General features: G+C 44.1%; 17 protein-coding genes. 8 read left to right on the top strand and 9 right to left on the bottom strand.

The annotated features are described in order from the left end of the window. The first annotated feature begins 13 nt into the window (after positions 1–13). The 8 genes from D1814_RS17105 to D1814_RS17140 all read left to right on the top strand — a co-directional run bounded on the left by D1814_RS17105 (position 14) and on the right by D1814_RS17140 (position 5,959). Positions 14–706, top strand: a complete 693-nt coding sequence (locus D1814_RS17105) for a tRNA-uridine aminocarboxypropyltransferase (RefSeq protein WP_118494667.1) — start codon at positions 14–16, stop codon at positions 704–706. A gap of 74 nt (positions 707–780) precedes the next feature. Further along, positions 781–1,278, top strand: coding sequence for a thiol peroxidase (tpx, locus tag D1814_RS17110; protein WP_118494669.1), 498 nt, complete (start codon positions 781–783; stop codon positions 1,276–1,278). Between the two features lie 120 nt (positions 1,279–1,398). Continuing rightward, complete coding sequence (locus D1814_RS17115) at positions 1,399–2,229, top strand: sulfurtransferase (protein ID WP_118494671.1); 831 nt, start codon at positions 1,399–1,401, stop codon at positions 2,227–2,229. 122 nt (positions 2,230–2,351) lie between these two features. After that, positions 2,352–3,077 carry a Sir2 family NAD+-dependent deacetylase gene (cobB, locus tag D1814_RS17120; protein ID WP_118494673.1) on the top strand — a complete coding sequence of 242 codons (726 nt, stop codon included), beginning with the start codon at positions 2,352–2,354 and terminating at the stop codon, positions 3,075–3,077. A 12-nt stretch (positions 3,078–3,089) separates the two neighbouring features. After that, positions 3,090–3,716: a LysE family translocator gene (locus D1814_RS17125; RefSeq protein WP_118494676.1), complete on the top strand. Its 627-nt coding sequence runs from the start codon at positions 3,090–3,092 to the stop codon at positions 3,714–3,716. Between the two features lie 83 nt (positions 3,717–3,799). Continuing rightward, positions 3,800–4,531: a stress protein gene (locus D1814_RS17130; RefSeq protein ID WP_118494678.1), complete on the top strand. Its 732-nt coding sequence runs from the start codon at positions 3,800–3,802 to the stop codon at positions 4,529–4,531. Then, entirely contained in the window at positions 4,524–5,315 is a 792-nt protein-coding gene (locus D1814_RS17135) for a glucosaminidase domain-containing protein (protein WP_118494680.1), read from the top strand. The genes D1814_RS17130 and D1814_RS17135 overlap by 8 nt, the downstream gene beginning before the upstream one ends. Further along, the gene (locus D1814_RS17140) at positions 5,312–5,959 is read left to right on the top strand and encodes a DUF2987 domain-containing protein (protein WP_118494682.1); all 648 of its coding nucleotides are present in this window, start codon (positions 5,312–5,314) and stop codon (positions 5,957–5,959) included. The genes D1814_RS17135 and D1814_RS17140 overlap by 4 nt, the downstream gene beginning before the upstream one ends. Positions 5,960–5,982: 23 nt before the next feature. Here the strand turns inward: D1814_RS17140 and D1814_RS17145 are convergent, their stop codons facing one another. From D1814_RS17145 to ccoP, 9 genes are all read right to left on the bottom strand, one after another. Then, positions 5,983–7,008, bottom strand: a complete 1,026-nt coding sequence (locus D1814_RS17145; protein WP_118494684.1) for a patatin-like phospholipase family protein — start codon at positions 7,006–7,008, stop codon at positions 5,983–5,985. Next, positions 7,009–7,962 carry a tRNA 2-thiocytidine(32) synthetase TtcA gene (gene ttcA, locus D1814_RS17150; RefSeq protein WP_118494686.1) on the bottom strand — a complete coding sequence of 318 codons (954 nt, stop codon included), beginning with the start codon at positions 7,960–7,962 and terminating at the stop codon, positions 7,009–7,011. It lies immediately after the preceding gene. A gap of 234 nt (positions 7,963–8,196) precedes the next feature. After that, entirely contained in the window at positions 8,197–9,120 is a 924-nt protein-coding gene (gene uspE, locus D1814_RS17155) for a universal stress protein UspE (RefSeq protein ID WP_118494688.1), read from the bottom strand. A 271-nt stretch (positions 9,121–9,391) separates the two neighbouring features. After that, the gene (fnr, locus tag D1814_RS17160; protein ID WP_118494690.1) at positions 9,392–10,132 is read right to left on the bottom strand and encodes a fumarate/nitrate reduction transcriptional regulator Fnr; all 741 of its coding nucleotides are present in this window, start codon (positions 10,130–10,132) and stop codon (positions 9,392–9,394) included. Positions 10,133–10,177: 45 nt separating this feature from the next. Beyond that, positions 10,178–10,837, bottom strand: coding sequence for a sulfite exporter TauE/SafE family protein (locus D1814_RS17165; RefSeq protein WP_118494692.1), 660 nt, complete (start codon positions 10,835–10,837; stop codon positions 10,178–10,180). Continuing rightward, a complete protein-coding gene (gene ccoS / locus D1814_RS17170) occupies positions 10,824–11,054 on the bottom strand; it encodes a cbb3-type cytochrome oxidase assembly protein CcoS (protein ID WP_118494694.1) in 231 nt (76 codons plus the stop codon). Before ccoS ends, D1814_RS17165 begins: the two co-directional genes overlap by 14 nt. Position 11,055: 1 nt before the next feature. Next, complete coding sequence (locus tag D1814_RS17175; protein ID WP_118494696.1) at positions 11,056–13,488, bottom strand: heavy metal translocating P-type ATPase; 2,433 nt, start codon at positions 13,486–13,488, stop codon at positions 11,056–11,058. Further along, positions 13,488–13,967, bottom strand: a complete 480-nt coding sequence (locus tag D1814_RS17180) for a FixH family protein (RefSeq protein WP_118494698.1) — start codon at positions 13,965–13,967, stop codon at positions 13,488–13,490. The genes D1814_RS17175 and D1814_RS17180 overlap by 1 nt, the downstream gene beginning before the upstream one ends. Before the next feature lie 230 nt (positions 13,968–14,197). Continuing rightward, positions 14,198–15,151, bottom strand: a complete 954-nt coding sequence (gene ccoP / locus D1814_RS17185; protein ID WP_118494700.1) for a cytochrome-c oxidase, cbb3-type subunit III — start codon at positions 15,149–15,151, stop codon at positions 14,198–14,200. Positions 15,152–15,161: the final 10 nt, after the last annotated feature.

The following is a 15,161-nucleotide window of genomic DNA, read 5'->3' on the forward strand; positions in this document are numbered from 1 at the left end:
CTTGAATTCTGTTATGTCACTTCGTTTAGACGAGCTATCTCGTGCTGAACGTCCATTTCACGCCCGTGGTAGCAAAGTAATTCGCTGTGATGCATGTTTGCTTCCAACGCAAAACTGTATTTGTGAATTTAAGCCTGAAGCTGGCACAGACGTGGCGGTTTTGTTTTTAATGTATAAAGGCGAATACTATAAACCTACTAATACAGGCCGTTTGATAGCGGATGTGGTTAAAGACAACCACGCGTTTTTATGGAAACGAACCGAACCTGATGAAGCGTTACTGAAACTGTTAAGTGACGAAAAATACTTTCCCGTTGTGGTATTTCCACACGAATATGCTGCAGTTGAACGCTGTATTGACGCTCCACCATTGAATACTGGCAAAACGTTACTATTTATTTTTTTGGATGGAACCTGGCGTGAAGCAAAGAAGATGTTTGTAAAAAGCCCTTACTTACATAATTTTCCTGTGTTGGGTGTTAGCATGGAAGTGGCTTCAGACTATCTATTAAGAGAGTCTACCCATGATTTCCAACACTGCACCGCAGAGGTAGGTATTAGCGTTTTAGCACTTGCTGAACAAAAGCGAGGGGCTCAAACGCTAGCGCATTATTTTAGCGTGTTCAGGCGGGAATACTTAAAAGGTAAGCCCCATTTACAGCATAAACTCGCGTTTGCGGAGTCGCAGGTTAAAGATAACACCTAAAAAGTGTCACTTTTATTTGCGAAAGTATTGTTTTACATCCACTATTTTATATTAATGAAAAACGGAGAAAGCGAATGGCATCAGTTACTTTTCAAGGCAACACAGTTACAACTAAAGGGCAGTTACCAGAAGTTGGTACAGCTGCACCAGACTTTACGTTAGTAAAGGCGGATTTGGGCGAAGTAACGCTGTCTGAACTTGCTGGAAAAAACATTGTATTGAATATCTTTCCTTCAATCGACACAGGCACCTGCGCGATGTCAGTACGTAAATTTAACGAAGAAGCGGCGAAGCTAGATAACACTACGGTTATTTGTGTATCGGCAGATCTTCCTTTCGCTGCGGGCCGTTTCTGCGGCGCAGAAGGCATCGAAAACGTGCTTACAGGCTCTACTTTCCGTTCAACCTTCGGCGATGATTACGGTGTAACATTTGAATCAGCACCGCTAACAGGTTTACTGTCGCGCTCGGTTGTTGTTATCGATACTGAAGGTAAAGTGGTTTATACAGAGCAAGTAGCAGAAACTACTGAAGAACCAAACTACGAGTCTGCTATTGCTGCATTAAGCTAAGAAGCCAGTTTAGTACTAAGTAAAAAGATTCATATTTAATGTGAATCAACACGTACCGACTAGTTTTTAACCCGGTATTACAAGGCGCCCACTTATACGGGCGCTTTCCAGGAGGATGTAATGGCATCAGTATTGCTATCAATAGGCGAGCTAGCTAATGCAATGCAACAAAAGCCAGTCACGCTTGTAAGAGCGTTGATGGATGATCCCGTGTCAAAAACACCGGATACACGAACAGCCATGGTACTGCCTGCATCAGTGGATTTTGATCTAGATAGCGAAGGTAGTGATCACATTACAGGCCTACCGCACAGTATGCCCTCAGCTGAAGACCTTGCTATTTATCTCGGTAATCAGGGTATAACAGCGAATACGCCCATAGCGGTTTACGACACCCGAGGTATTTATTCTGCGCCTAGAGTATGGTGGATGTTAAAAGCATTAGGGCATAAAGATGTATATATATTAAATGGTGGTCAACCAGCGTGGGAGCGGGCAGGGCTTCCCGTATCAGAACAACAGCAGTATGGGAAATTGACCTATCAAGCTACACCTCGACCAGGGTGGTTTGCAAATTCTAGCGCAGTGCTTCAAGCTATAAATACCGAAGCGCAATTGCTTGATGCTAGAAGTGCCCCGCGATTCAAAGGCGAAATTTCAGAACCCCGCAAGGGCGTGCGTTCAGGGCATATGCCAGGCGCATTCAATGTTCCTTTCGATACACTAGTAAAAGACGGGCATTTCTTATCTGTAGATGAACTTAGTACTGTTTTTGCACAAGCAAAAGTCGATTTACGTAAACCTATTATCTGCACCTGCGGTTCAGGCGTTACTGCTTGTATCATTGGTGTTGCAGCTCTTATGTGCGGCGCTACGCAAGTTTCAGTATATGATGGCTCATGGTCTGAGTGGGGCGCCAATACTCAGTATCCTGTGGTCAAAGACGTTTAAAAGCATAGAAACATGAAGTACAGCAATCATTTACGTAAATTGTACGCCTAAGCGCCATATTATCGCGAGCTTCATAGCAAACCGAATAATTGGTTTTATCGCAACAGAGTAAAAATAATCCGATGTCAGCTAATCAATCCTTACCCAATATTGTTATTCTCACCGGTGCAGGCATCTCCGCTGAATCTGGGTTAAAAACCTTTCGCGATAATGACGGTCTTTGGGAAAATCACAGCGTTGAAGAAGTCGCTACACCCGAAGCTTTCGAGCAAAATCCTAGTTTGGTTTATCGCTTCTATAACGCGCGACGAGCACAGCTTCAACAGGATGATGTTGTGCCTAACGCAGCACATAGGGCGCTTGCTAAACTCGAGAAAGCTTTCGGTCATAAGCTAATGTTGGTGACGCAAAATGTAGATGACTTACATGAGCGTGGTGGAAGTGAATCGGTTTATCATATGCATGGTAAGCTATTGTCGGCGCGCTGTGCTATTAGCCAGCAAACTTTTGATTGGCGTGAAAGCTTTGACCACACCACTAAATGCCCGTGTTGCAACAGTTTAACCCTTCGACCGGATATCGTGTGGTTTGGTGAAATGCCCATGTATATGGAAGAGATTTACGATGCTCTTTCACAGGCCGATGTATTTTTAGCTATCGGTACATCGGGTAATGTGTATCCGGCTGCTGGGTTTGTTCAGATTGCTAAAGAAAATGGGGCACATACAATAGAAGCGAATTTAGAACCTGGTGTATCCAATGCCTTGTTCGACGCATCACTCACCGGTCCTGCCTCGCGCATAGTTCCGCAGTGGGTAGATGAACTAATTTCAAAGTATGCGCTGTAGGAGGCGCAAAGCATGCAGTATATGAACGAATTTCTTACCATTGCACTGGTCCATCTTGTGGCTGTTGCCAGCCCAGGACCTGACTTTGCGGTGGTTGTTCGAAACAGCGTGGCTTATGGCAGACGTATAGCCATTTACACCAGTATCGGTATCGGCCTAGCTATCTTACTGCACGTTGCCTACTCGCTAGTTGGGTTAAGTGTAGTAATTGCAACAACTCCTTGGCTTTTCACCACTTTTAGCTACGCTGCCGCCGCTTATTTACTTTATCTGGCGTTCGGTGCGCTTAGAAGTGGTCCTGTAAACCAGGAGCAACCCGTAAACGCCGAAAAGAAAACATCACAGATCTCTGCAAAACGTGCCGTATGGATGGGGTTTCTCACAAACGGGCTTAATCCAAAAGCAACACTGTTTTTCCTTTCACTTTTTACCGCCATCATCAGCATTGATACGCCATTTAGCGTAAAGCTCGGCTATGGTATCTATTTAGCGTTTGCCACTGGGCTTTGGTTTTGTTTCCTTTCCTACCTCTTAAGTACTAGTAAAGTCGCCGAACTTATTGGTAAAAAAGGTTACTGGTTGGATAGGGCTATGGGCGTGCTTTTAGTTGGGTTAGCAGCTAAGTTAGTGCTAGGTTAACTTTTGTTTATTACACAAGCAGGCATTTATTTTTGTGAATTGGTATAATCGCGCCGATTTTTCTAAAAATATAAGAGAGTTGTGTGAAAGACGTAAACCCAGACCGCCTGAACAATACGTTGTCTAAACAGTATCAATTCGATACTAAAGGTCTCTTGCGCCGCGCTGCCGGTTTAACAAAAGCTAATTTTTCATCATTGTTTCAAGGTAGCCTTGTTCTATTTTTGGCCTTTGTGGTGCTTGGGGGGGTTGCTCAACAGTACATTACAATCAATGACGACGGTAGCTATGTATTCGAGCACCAGTCTATAATCCAGATTGTGGCAATCTGCATTGTTGCTCCGCTACTTACAGGCTTATATATGATGGGCGTTTTTGTAGCGCGAGGCGTAAAAATATCGGTATTTACGGTATTTCAGTTTTTTCCCCTTATATTTCTGGTTGCGTTAACCCAGCTAGTTAACAGTATCCTGGTGCAGCTGGGCATGATGCTGCTCATCTTACCTGGTGTGTACTTCTATTTAGCGTCGTCTTTTTCACTTATGTTAGTGGCCGACAGAAAGTTAACGCCAATAAGCGCAATTATTCTTTCATGCCGTGTATTCAATGCGTACTGGGCTCACATTGCCAGTATCTTCGGGGTGCTCTTCTTATTGTTTGTTTCGGTACCGCTGACGTTCGGGGTTTCCCTCATCTGGGTGTTACCTTTTTATTTTAGTATGATGGGGTTGCTCTATCAGGAATTGATTGGCGAGCAGGGAGTAAGCACGGAAGCATCTGTAAATGATGTGAATGAGTCGAGCTTCGATGCATAAAAGAGAAACCTTTAAAATTGTCCTTATAACGCTAGGTGTATTGGCGGTTATTGTTATTAATGCCATTATTTTTACTAAGGACGAACCGGATATTTTAGATATACCGCAAACGGTAGAGGCTAAAAAGCCGGTGCCTGATTTCTCTTCTTATAGCAACGTAAAAGAGAAGAAAGAGGCGTTTTTTGATTATCTGCGCCCTGAGGTAGAGAAGCAAAATGCCTACCTACTCACCTTGAGACATTATGTACAAACCTTGTATAGAAAAGCGTTAGCTAACGAGTCACTTTCAGAAGACGACATGGCTAGGCTTGAATGGCTTGAAGAAGAGTATCGGGTAAAGTCCACACAGCCTTTAAAAACCAAGCTATTGGCCTTATTGCAAAAAATTGATGTTTTACCTGAAGAGCTAGTACTTGTTCAAGCTGCAAATGAATCTGCTTGGGGAACAAGCCGATTTGCAAGAAAGGGCTACAACTTTTTTGGTTTATGGTGTTTTTCAAAAGGGTGCGGTTTCGTCCCAAATCGCCGAAATACCGGCGCATCACACGAAGTTGCTAAGTTTGATAGCTTATCGCGCGCCACCTATACCTATATGCGTAACCTCAACAGACACGATGCCTATGCTGATTTAAGAGAGATCCGCAGCCGTCTACGAGCTAACCAATTACCTATTACTGGTGTTGCGTTGGCAGAAGGGCTAATGAATTATTCCGAGCGAGGAGCCGCTTATGTTGAAGAGCTCCAAACAATGATCCTATTTAACGAGGAGTTTTTATCCGAATGATACGCGCTGCATTATTTATTGCTTCATCTCTGTTTGTCGGTTTTGGCAGTACATCCGTAACTGCTGAAACGATAGATGTAGAGTACAGCCGTTTCTACAGCCATGTTAAAAAGCTAGATAACGAAGATACCCAAGCACTTCAGTTTGCTTTTGGTTTTGTCCGAGTAGGTGAAGGGCGTTTATGCGGGGTTAACGGTGCATCTATCGTTACCGATAAGAAAACAATGTCACTAGAAGTTACTGATGAAGGACGTTTTACCGTACCCACTGAAAAAGCACTGAAACTGGCTAATGCACTGGTACGTATCGACTTAAACGAACGTGCGAACGTTTGTGATATGTCAGTGCAGCTTGAAACTAAGCCCGAATACCTTAAACAGTATTACAAGCAAGAAGAACTCACTTTCTTATATGAACAGTATGAAGCTTTCTTCAATGAGATGGGGAGCTTTTTGTCTTTTATGATGCCGTCAGTGAAGGGCTTAATGATTCAGTTTGACGACAAGAATTTAGATTTCGTTACGCCGCAAGGTGTACAAATTAACAACGGTGTTCTGCATTTAGAACAAGAGTGGATAAATGAGGCGAAAGGCTTAACGCTCCCTAAAGCGCCGCTTCGTGTAACAGCTATGGCATCTAGTTAATCTGCCTTTTGAACAATTAGGTATCAGGTTAGCAACTGATACCTAATTTGCTCTGCGATCCGCGCGATGGTTTCTTCACCTTTTGCGCAAAGTTCTTCCGCCCTGTGAAACTCCATAATGCCAACATCAGTAAGCTGAGGTTCGATAAGTATATCTGGCGGATCGCCGGCTAGACGTGAACGAGTAACACGAGCTTGAAGTATTTCAAGTGAGCTACTCATTACGCTCATGATCCCCGGTGGATTTCGCTTATTCACCTTAGCGGGTACTTCGGTAAATTCTTCTTCTACTTTTTCAATAACGTCAGACGCTATGCTTTCTTCGGTATTCACATCGTCAGAAGCATTAAATTGAAGCTGCTCTTCATTTTCCGCTGATGCTTTGTCATCTTTACTATCAGGCGAAAACCATTGGCGCAATACGTTTTGGCTTTTAGTAAAAAAGTCTTCGGTTTTACGTTGGTTTTCTTCGTGGTCTTGCCTTAACTTTTCTAACCGAAGCGGGCGAAAGTCGGCGTTAAGGTTAACCGCAATTACAAAGTCTGCACCTAACTGTCGACACAGGTTAACCGGTACAGGGTTAACCACCGCACCATCTACCAGCCAGCGATCGCCGTGAGCGACGGGGGCAAAGAGCGCAGGGATAGCGCAAGATGCTTGAATGGTGTCGCCAATGGGCCCTGAATTGAACACCACTTCTCGACCTGTGTATAGGTCGGTAGCGACTGTGGCAAAAGGTTTAAGCATGTCTTCATAAGAAGAGACACAAAACTCGCTTGCAAGTTTGTCGAAAACCTTTTGTCCGCTGGCAATACCGCCGCGTCTTAATCCAACGCCCATAAGCGCAAGTACCTGCCAGTCACTAAGTGAACAGGCCCACTCTTTTAAACCCTCTAATCTGCCACTTGCGTAGGCAGCGCCAACATAAGCACCAATGGAGCAACCAGCGACAACGTCAATCTTAACGCCAAGCTTTTCTAATGCTTCAATTATACCAATGTGCGTCCAGCCCCTTGCGGCACCGGCACCTAACGCAAGTCCAATTTTCATTTACTTTGGTTCCATAATATTTACTACCTCGATAGCGTTATCTTCATCGTTAAGATCTGCACTATTTTCTGTAGTAAAAGAAGGTTCATCAAATCCGATATCACCATCTGCAACGGGGCCGTCTTGGGTGGCAATAGACTTAAAGTCATAAAGGTTGCTGTCTACAAGGTGTGAAGGGGCCACGTTTTGAAGCGCACGGAACATTGATTCAATACGACCTGGGAAACGGCGGTTCCAGTCTTGAAGCATTGCTTTGATATTCTGGCGCTGTAGATTTTCCTGTGAACCACAAAGGTTACACGGAATTATTGGGAACTCAGCGGCTTGTGAATATTTCACAATGTCTTTTTCGCTGCAGTACGCAAGTGGGCGAATAACAATATGTTCACCGTTATCGCTGACCAGTTTTGGTGGCATAGATTTCAGCTTACCACCGTGAAACATGTTCAGAAAGAAAGTTTCTAACATGTCGTCACGATGGTGTCCTAAAGCAATTTTAGTCGCGCCTAACTCTTTCGCTGTGCGGTATAAAATACCACGACGCAAACGAGAGCAAAGCGAACAGGTCGTTTTCCCTTCAGGAATTTTGTCTTTAACAATAGAGTAGGTGTCTTCTTCTACAATCTTGTAGTCAACGCCAATGCTGTCTAAGTACTCGGGTAAGATATGTTCGGGAAAACCAGGTTGCTTTTGGTCAAGATTTACCGCAACAATATCAAAATGAATAGGCGCAATCTTCTTTAAAAACAATAGAATATCAAGCATGGTATAGCTGTCTTTACCGCCAGATAAACACACCATGACCTTGTCGTTGTTTTCAATCATACCGAAATCGCCAATGGCCTTACCCACGTTGCGGCGAAGTCGTTTCTGAAGTTTGTTGAAGTTGTACTTTTGCTTACTTTGCGCGGCGTTTAACGTCGGCGCGTCAGCACTGCTTGTGCCTAAACTCATAATTAACTAGCTTGGTTTGTGATAAAGACGCCATTATACATTAAAGCGCCTTTTCGAGACTATCGCTGTGTAGTTAAATTTATCGAGAAGCGTTAAGTACTGATTTAAGCGTGTGTGACTAATTCGCGTAATTAACCGCTAAATGCGCACTTTTTTTTATGAAAAACGCCAAGCGCCGACTCGCTATTTGTTGCCACCGAGTGTCTTGGTATTTTAGCGCAACTAAGTAGTTAACTACACGGTTATCGGTGATTCAAATCCATCGGGCTTAATTGCTAATACGTCACAATTCAGTTCATCGATAACGTGTTCGGCAGTATTGCCAATAAGCGCTGCTGAAATACCCACCCGTCCCACGGTACCTATTACAACTAACTCTGCATCGAGTGTTTTTGCTACTTGTGGGATAACTTTTTCAGGTAAGCCTTCTTTCACCACACATTTATTATCTGGAATACCGTATTTGAGTGCGTGACTACGCATTTCCTTCATATGATGGTTTTTTACCGCATCGTGATACGTGTCAGGGTCAAACTCCGGCACTTCGATGGCAATGTTGAGTGGTGTTGAAGGGTAGCTGTTGACTAAATTAACGTTACCTTTCAGCAAAGAGGCATAGTCATTCGCGATTAATGTAAGCTTGTCGTTTAGTACAGCGTGTTCATCATCTTCGCTTCCTACGTTCACTGCAGCAATGATTTCACCGCCTTCTGGCCAGTCATGTTCTTTAACGAGTAGAACGGGGCGCGGACACTTGCGCATTAAGTGCCAGTCCGTAGGGGTAAAGATCACCGAGGCAAGGTCGTCATGTTTTTTAGTGGCTTTTACTACTAAGTCGATTTGGTTGTTAAGGGCGAAATAAATAATCGACTCATAAGCACGGTTGTTCCACTCAACTACAATATCGGTCTCTGAAAAGCCTTGTTCTTTTAGTTGGGCAGAAAGCCATTTGGCGTGCTCTTTTGTAACGGCATCGCGCATTGATTCACGTTCGTCGGGGCTAAGCATGGTTGTCATATCGTAAGACAGATCAAATACCACCATCATAGCAGTAACCGTGGCGCCCGTTTTTGACGCAAGTTCATAGGCACGGCTTAGGGCAGGCTGGTTATCGCGTTCCGCATCCACTACGGCAAGAATTCGTTTACACTCAATCATAACGTCTCCTCAACTACAAAGCTTTGTATGGCTGTCGACATCGAAATTGTTTCAAAACAGTTTATATAAACCATTTATATTAACTATAAACGACATTTTGAAAAACGTGAGTTGTTTTGGATCAAGAGTGTTAAACGTAAATGAAAAGTTCAGGAATTAAAACGAAAGCTGAGCGCGTTCAGTGAGATATAAGGTAAAAGTTAGCGATATGAGATGAACGAGTGTTAAGCAAAAGCGCACGTTCCGCGCGCTTAAGGTAACACACGAAAAATTAGCCGTTACAGACCACGCTAGGTCCATTTAACGCCTCTAGCTTGGTATTTAACCGATCAAAATCCAAAACAGAAATAAGCTTACCGTCTACTTTTATAATGTTTTCCTTCTGAAAACGGCTCAATAGACGACTAATGGTTTCTATCGTTAACCCTAAATAGTTGCCGATTTCGTTACGGGTCATAGTCAGGTGAAATTCCCTGTGCGAGAAGCCGCGCTCTTCAAAGCGCTGGGAAAGATGCGATATAAAATAAAGTAAACGCTCTTCTGCGGTACGCTTGTTTAAAAGCATAATCATGTCGTGATCTTGTTTTATTTCCGCGCTCATAAAGCTCATTATTTGATGGCGTAACTTAGGGAATTGCACCGACATTTCATCGAGGGTGTCGTAAGGCAGTTCACATACCATGGCTGTTTCTAGCGCAGAGGTGTAGCTTTGGTGTTTATTTTCCCGTAAGGCATCGAACCCAATAATATCACCCGGGAAGTGGAAGCCGGTGATTTGCTCTTCACCCTCTTGGTTGGTTACAAATGATTTGAAAGAGCCCGTTCTTACAGCGAAAAGTGAACGAAATTTATCGCCAGTTTGAATGAGCGTATCGCCTTTATGGAGCGGTTTTTTGCGCTCAATTATATCGTCAAGAGACTCAATTTCTGTTTTGTTCAGTGCCACCGGTAAACATAAGTGACTGAAGCTACAGTTTTGACAGTGAATAGAAAATTGGCTTCCTTTGCTCATAATGCATGCTCTTTTGAAGATTACGCAATTATGATACACCCATTTTTAAACTATTGCGCCATGAATAAGATAGGCTGCATATATGGCCATCATTACTGCGATGATTTGTCTAACGCGATTGTGCTGAAAACTACGGGTAATGTAATGACTACCTGCGCTTGCAGCGAGGAGAGTAGGCAGGGTGCCTAAACCGAAGAAAAACATAATAGCAGCGCCTTGTAGCGCATTCCCCGCCGCTAAAGACCAAGTCAGTGTTGAATACACTAATCCACACGGCAGCCACCCCCAGATAAACCCGTAGGGTATAGCACTAAGCGGTGTTTTGAACGGTAAAAAACGTTTAGATAACGGCTGTAGTTTGGAGAATAAACCTTTTCCTGCGCTTTCCAATACCGTTAGACCCGTCCACCATTTGCCTAAATAGCAGGCCAGTAAAAGCAACATAATTCCACTTAGAAGGGAAAGGGCATAGTTGGCAAGAGGGATATAGTCTGCTGCAATTTTTCCAAGTGCCCCGGTTAAAGCGCCAGCAATGGTGTAGCTAGCTATGCGCCCCATGTTATAGGCGAGGGTGTAAGGTACTGCTGATGCACCTTTTGGTGAGACCATTCTCAGCGCCGCTACTATACCACCGCACATGCCCACACAATGAACACCGCCAGCTAAGCCGATAAGAAAGGCCGAGAAGTAATTAATCCCCTCCATGCTGCCCTTGGTTTTTCTCTGCTTTAGTTTCCTGAAGTTGTTTGCGTTGCTCAGCGAGCTTTTTCTCCTCAGGCGGAAGATCATCATCAAATAGTATGCTGTAGCCCTGACGGTCTAAGTCTTCAAACTGATTGGTTTTAACCGCCCAGAAGAATATCACGATTGCCACAGCCACTATGATGATCGCGATTGGTATTAAAACGTAAATAATGCTCATGCTATTTGCCTAAAAGTCGCGTAGAGTTTGTCACTACTATGATACTGCTTAATGACATGCCAACAACCGCCATCCACGGCGAAAGTAGGCCTGATACAGCGAAAGGTAAGATCAAAACGTTGTAACCTACCGACCAACCAATATTTTGTCTTATTTTTTGCTTCACTTGATGTGATGTGCGAATAAGTTCAGGTACTGAGAGTAATTGGTCGCCTAGCAAAATCACGTCAGCGGCAGTTTTTGCAACATCAGTGGCATTACCTACTGCTATTGCTACATCAGCACTGGCTAGAACAGGTGCGTCATTGATGCCATCCCCCATCATCATTACCTTTGAGCCTGATTGCTGCATAGCTTGAACTGCTTCGTATTTTTGCTCTGGTGTAAGTCCACCTTTCGCAGTGGAAATTGGTAAAGACGCGGTAAGAGAATTCACATTTGGCTGTGTATCACCGCTTAATACTGCAAGAGTATGACTTTTTGCCAATATATCGAGGGTTTCTTGGGTATCGTCACGCAGTGAGTCTCGAACTTCAAATGCCGCCATAATACGGCCTTTGACAGTAAGAAACACGTTAGCTGAAGGAAATTCATCGATGACTTTTAACTGTGATTCGTGAACGCTGAATGCTGCAGAGCCCATGGAAAAAAGCGTGTCATTAATTTCACCGCTAATTCCGCCACCTGGTGTGACCGTAAAATTAGAGACTTTGTGGATAGTGCTGCTGCTTAACGCTTTATTATCGCTAAGGGCTTTATTATCGCTAAAGGCTTTAGCAATAGGGTGCTCAGAACGAGATTCCAGCGAGCGGGCGATGGATAGCGCGCTATCACTATCGACACCATCAGCATACCAGGCGTTTGATATAGTGAACTTACCTTGTGTAAGCGTACCGGTTTTATCTAGCGCGATGGTGTCAATATCAGTTATTTGCTCTAAGGCGTCGGCACGCTTTAGCAAAATACCTTGCCTGTTTAATTTCGCCATAGCGCAAGTAAGCGCTGATGGCGTGGCTAATCCTAGGGCGCAAGGGCAAGTAGCTACCAGCACTGAAATGGTGATCCAAAATGCATCATTACTGCCGTTAAAGGCCCAAAAGGCGTAGGTTACCGCTGAAATAAGCAGTACCGCCGAGACAAAATATCGAGAGAAATTATCGGCTATCTGTGCGGCTTTCGGTTTACTTGCCATCGCGCTTGCTTGAAGCCTAACAATCTGATTTACCAACGCATTTTTAAGAGTTTGCGTAACTATAATGGTGAGGCTACCGTCCTGACATACGGTACCCCCGTAAACAGCGCTGTTGCTTGATTTACGAACTGGGTTAAATTCACCGGTAAGCATAGACTCATCAACCGCAGCGTTCCCTTCTGTAACCAGCCCATCAATGGGGATAGTCTCACCAGGCTTAACAAGCACTACATCGTCTATCTTTAACTGCTTTGCTAGACATTCAACAACGCTACCATCTGACATTAATTTAGTCGCTGACACAGGCACATACTGCATCATATTCGCAGAAATCTGCGCGGCTCTGTGTCGACTACGGTGTTCTAAGAATCGGCTAAGTAACAGCAGAAAAATGAACATACAGATGGATTCGAAATACACTTCGCCTTGCTCTAGCATGGTAGAGCGAATACCGGCGATGTAAGTGCCAAATATTGCCAGTGTAACCGGCACATCCATGTTAACCGTTTTCGCGCTAAGTGCTTTAGCTGCACCCACGTAAAAGGTGCTACCAGAATACAGCACAACCGGTGTAGTCAGTGTAAGAGCAACCCAGTAAAAATATTGTCGAGTCTCTAATTCAATAGCGCCAAACCAGTCAAAATAAAGACCGGTCATTAACATCATAACCTGCATGGTCATAATGCCTGCAAGCCCCAGCTTTTTCAAAAAGGTCTTTTGTTCGCGCTTGTAACTAGCTTCGTGCTCATCAGGATGAAATGGTGAGCCAATATAGCCAATGCGTTTCAGCGTAGACAGAATTTGGCTGAGCTTAATTTGAGACGGTGACCAGGTAACCAGTGCTCTGCGCTCTTGTACATTTACAGCTACTTGCTTAATGCCTTCAACTTTCGATAATTGCTTTTCAATCAGCCAGCCACACGCAGCGCATGTGATACCCTCAAGGGTCAGCTGAATTTGCTTATCTTGGCCTTCTTCAAACACGAACTCTTCTTGAAGGGAAGGGTCGTCATACACTTTGAGCTTGTCGAGTGTTTCTAGAATGCTATCATCTGATTTTTGGGCAGGTTCGGTTCTAAACTGATAATAGTCTTCAAGACCATTACTAACAATAGCTTCAGCTACCGCTAAACACCCTGGGCAACACATATCCCGCTGTTGCCCTAAAATAACAGTAGTAAATTTGCCATCGTCGGAATCTGCCACTGGCAAACCGCAATGGTAACAGTCGTGCTTGGCCATTATGGATTGAATTTCATTTTGCCAGAGTGGGGCAGATAGACCGTGTTTTGAATTTTCCAGCTATCATCGATTGGCGTGAGCGATATGCGCCATTTACCATCTAAGTCTTCTTCGACAAAACCGCGATAAATCCCATTCGCATCGCGACTTAGTAAAACGCTGACGTCACGCTCTTCTAGCGTGACGTGATAGAAACTTAACTTAACTGCGTTACCTTCTTGTGGGATACCCGAATGGAATTGCAGCGCTATGCTACCATCTTCAATGGTCAAGTCTGTGGTGATATTCATGCGCCGGGCTATGGCTTCCTTGTCCAAACGGGCGTTAATTGCTTTGCCTTCTTTGTAATAATCGTCTACAACAAGGCTATCCTCAGTAGAAATAGCAAGGTTTAACAATACGCCACCCATAATAAGGGTAATGATAGGAACGGCAATTAAAAACCAGGGCCAGAACTCTTTATACCAGGGTCTATTCATTTAATTATTTACTCGTCTTTACTTCACTAGCAAGGTCGCTAACAACATATCTATTATTACTACTGAACATGCGTATCCGACCTGTGTAATAAAGATAAATATGGTGTTAGTAATTTGCACCTACAGCGCGCTAAGTTTGTACGTAATGGCACTGTCTATATAGCTGTATTTTCTCATAAAAAAAGCCCCGTAGTAACGAGGCTTTTTAAGATATTTAATGATTTAAATCATTAATCATTTGAAAGGCTGTAAACATACGCTGCAACAACGTGAATTTTGTCGTCACCCAAGGTTTTCTTGAATGAAGGCATTACACCGTTACGACCGTAAGTAAGCGTCTCTGTTACCGCTCTGTGGCTGCCGCCGTAAAGCCAGATGTTGTCGGTAAGGTTTGGCGCACCAAGCGCCTGGTTGCCTTTACCGTCCATACCGTGACATGCCGCACATGCTGCGAAGCGAGCTTTACCCGCATTGGCTAGCTGTGGGTCTACATCGCGACCGCTTAAGCTAAGTACGTAGTTAACCACTTCTTCGATACCGTCTTCACCCATAGCGTCAAGCCATGCTGGCATTGCCGCTTTACGACCTAGCGTAAGGGTTTCAACGATTTTCGCACCTGAACCACCGTACAACCAATCGTTGTCCGTTAGGTTAGGGAAGCCGCCGTTTTGACCGCGAGCGTCAGAACCGTGACACTGAGAGCAGTTTTGTAGGAATAAACGCTGACCTACTTTATTTGCTTCTGGGTCTTTAGCCAGTTCTTCAACAGGAACTTGTGCATACGCTTCAAAGATCGGATCGAACTTCTCTGCGGCAAAATCAAGTTCACGGTCATACTCTACTAGGTAGCCTTGCTCTTTTGCGTCAATACGCGCCTGAGCAGATTCTTCTAGTGATTGAATATTTTGGTTAGAGCTCTTCCAACCCCAAATACCTTCATACGCACCTAGGCCAGGATAAAGCGCTAGGTATATAAAGCCCCAAACGATGGTCATGTAGAACATAATTGTCCACCAGCGAGGTAGTTGGTTATTCAACTCCTCAATACCATCAAATTCGTGACCCATTGACTCACCTTCAGCTACGCCAGTCTTGTTAGAAAGGCACCAGCGAAGAAGGAAGTAGCAACCAATGATTAACCCTAGGGTTATCACTGAAATCCAAATTGTCCAAAACATACTCATGAGTTCGAGA

This window comes from Alteromonas sp. BL110 (genome assembly GCF_003443615.1).
Taxonomy (GTDB): domain Bacteria; phylum Pseudomonadota; class Gammaproteobacteria; order Enterobacterales; family Alteromonadaceae; genus Alteromonas.

What these genes read in the sequence shown, in the direction of transcription:
- D1814_RS17105 (WP_118494667.1), top strand. Translation starts at nt 14, where the DNA reads ATGTCACTTCGTTTAGACGAGCTATCTCGTGCTGAACGTCCATTTCAC.
- tpx (WP_118494669.1), top strand. Translation starts at nt 781, where the DNA reads ATGGCATCAGTTACTTTTCAAGGCAACACAGTTACAACTAAAGGGCAG.
- D1814_RS17115 (WP_118494671.1), top strand. Translation starts at nt 1,399, where the DNA reads ATGGCATCAGTATTGCTATCAATAGGCGAGCTAGCTAATGCAATGCAA.
- cobB (WP_118494673.1), top strand. Translation starts at nt 2,352, where the DNA reads ATGTCAGCTAATCAATCCTTACCCAATATTGTTATTCTCACCGGTGCA.
- D1814_RS17125 (WP_118494676.1), top strand. Translation starts at nt 3,090, where the DNA reads ATGCAGTATATGAACGAATTTCTTACCATTGCACTGGTCCATCTTGTG.
- D1814_RS17135 (WP_118494680.1), top strand. Translation starts at nt 4,524, where the DNA reads ATGCATAAAAGAGAAACCTTTAAAATTGTCCTTATAACGCTAGGTGTA.
- D1814_RS17140 (WP_118494682.1), top strand. Translation starts at nt 5,312, where the DNA reads ATGATACGCGCTGCATTATTTATTGCTTCATCTCTGTTTGTCGGTTTT.
- D1814_RS17145 (WP_118494684.1), bottom strand. Translation starts at nt 7,008, where the DNA reads ATGAAAATTGGACTTGCGTTAGGTGCCGGTGCCGCAAGGGGCTGGACG.
- ttcA (WP_118494686.1), bottom strand. Translation starts at nt 7,962, where the DNA reads ATGAGTTTAGGCACAAGCAGTGCTGACGCGCCGACGTTAAACGCCGCG.
- uspE (WP_118494688.1), bottom strand. Translation starts at nt 9,120, where the DNA reads ATGATTGAGTGTAAACGAATTCTTGCCGTAGTGGATGCGGAACGCGAT.
- fnr (WP_118494690.1), bottom strand. Translation starts at nt 10,132, where the DNA reads ATGAGCAAAGGAAGCCAATTTTCTATTCACTGTCAAAACTGTAGCTTC.
- D1814_RS17165 (WP_118494692.1), bottom strand. Translation starts at nt 10,837, where the DNA reads ATGGAGGGGATTAATTACTTCTCGGCCTTTCTTATCGGCTTAGCTGGC.
- ccoS (WP_118494694.1), bottom strand. Translation starts at nt 11,054, where the DNA reads ATGAGCATTATTTACGTTTTAATACCAATCGCGATCATCATAGTGGCT.
- D1814_RS17175 (WP_118494696.1), bottom strand. Translation starts at nt 13,488, where the DNA reads ATGGCCAAGCACGACTGTTACCATTGCGGTTTGCCAGTGGCAGATTCC.
- D1814_RS17180 (WP_118494698.1), bottom strand. Translation starts at nt 13,967, where the DNA reads ATGAATAGACCCTGGTATAAAGAGTTCTGGCCCTGGTTTTTAATTGCC.
- ccoP (WP_118494700.1), bottom strand. Translation starts at nt 15,151, where the DNA reads ATGAGTATGTTTTGGACAATTTGGATTTCAGTGATAACCCTAGGGTTA.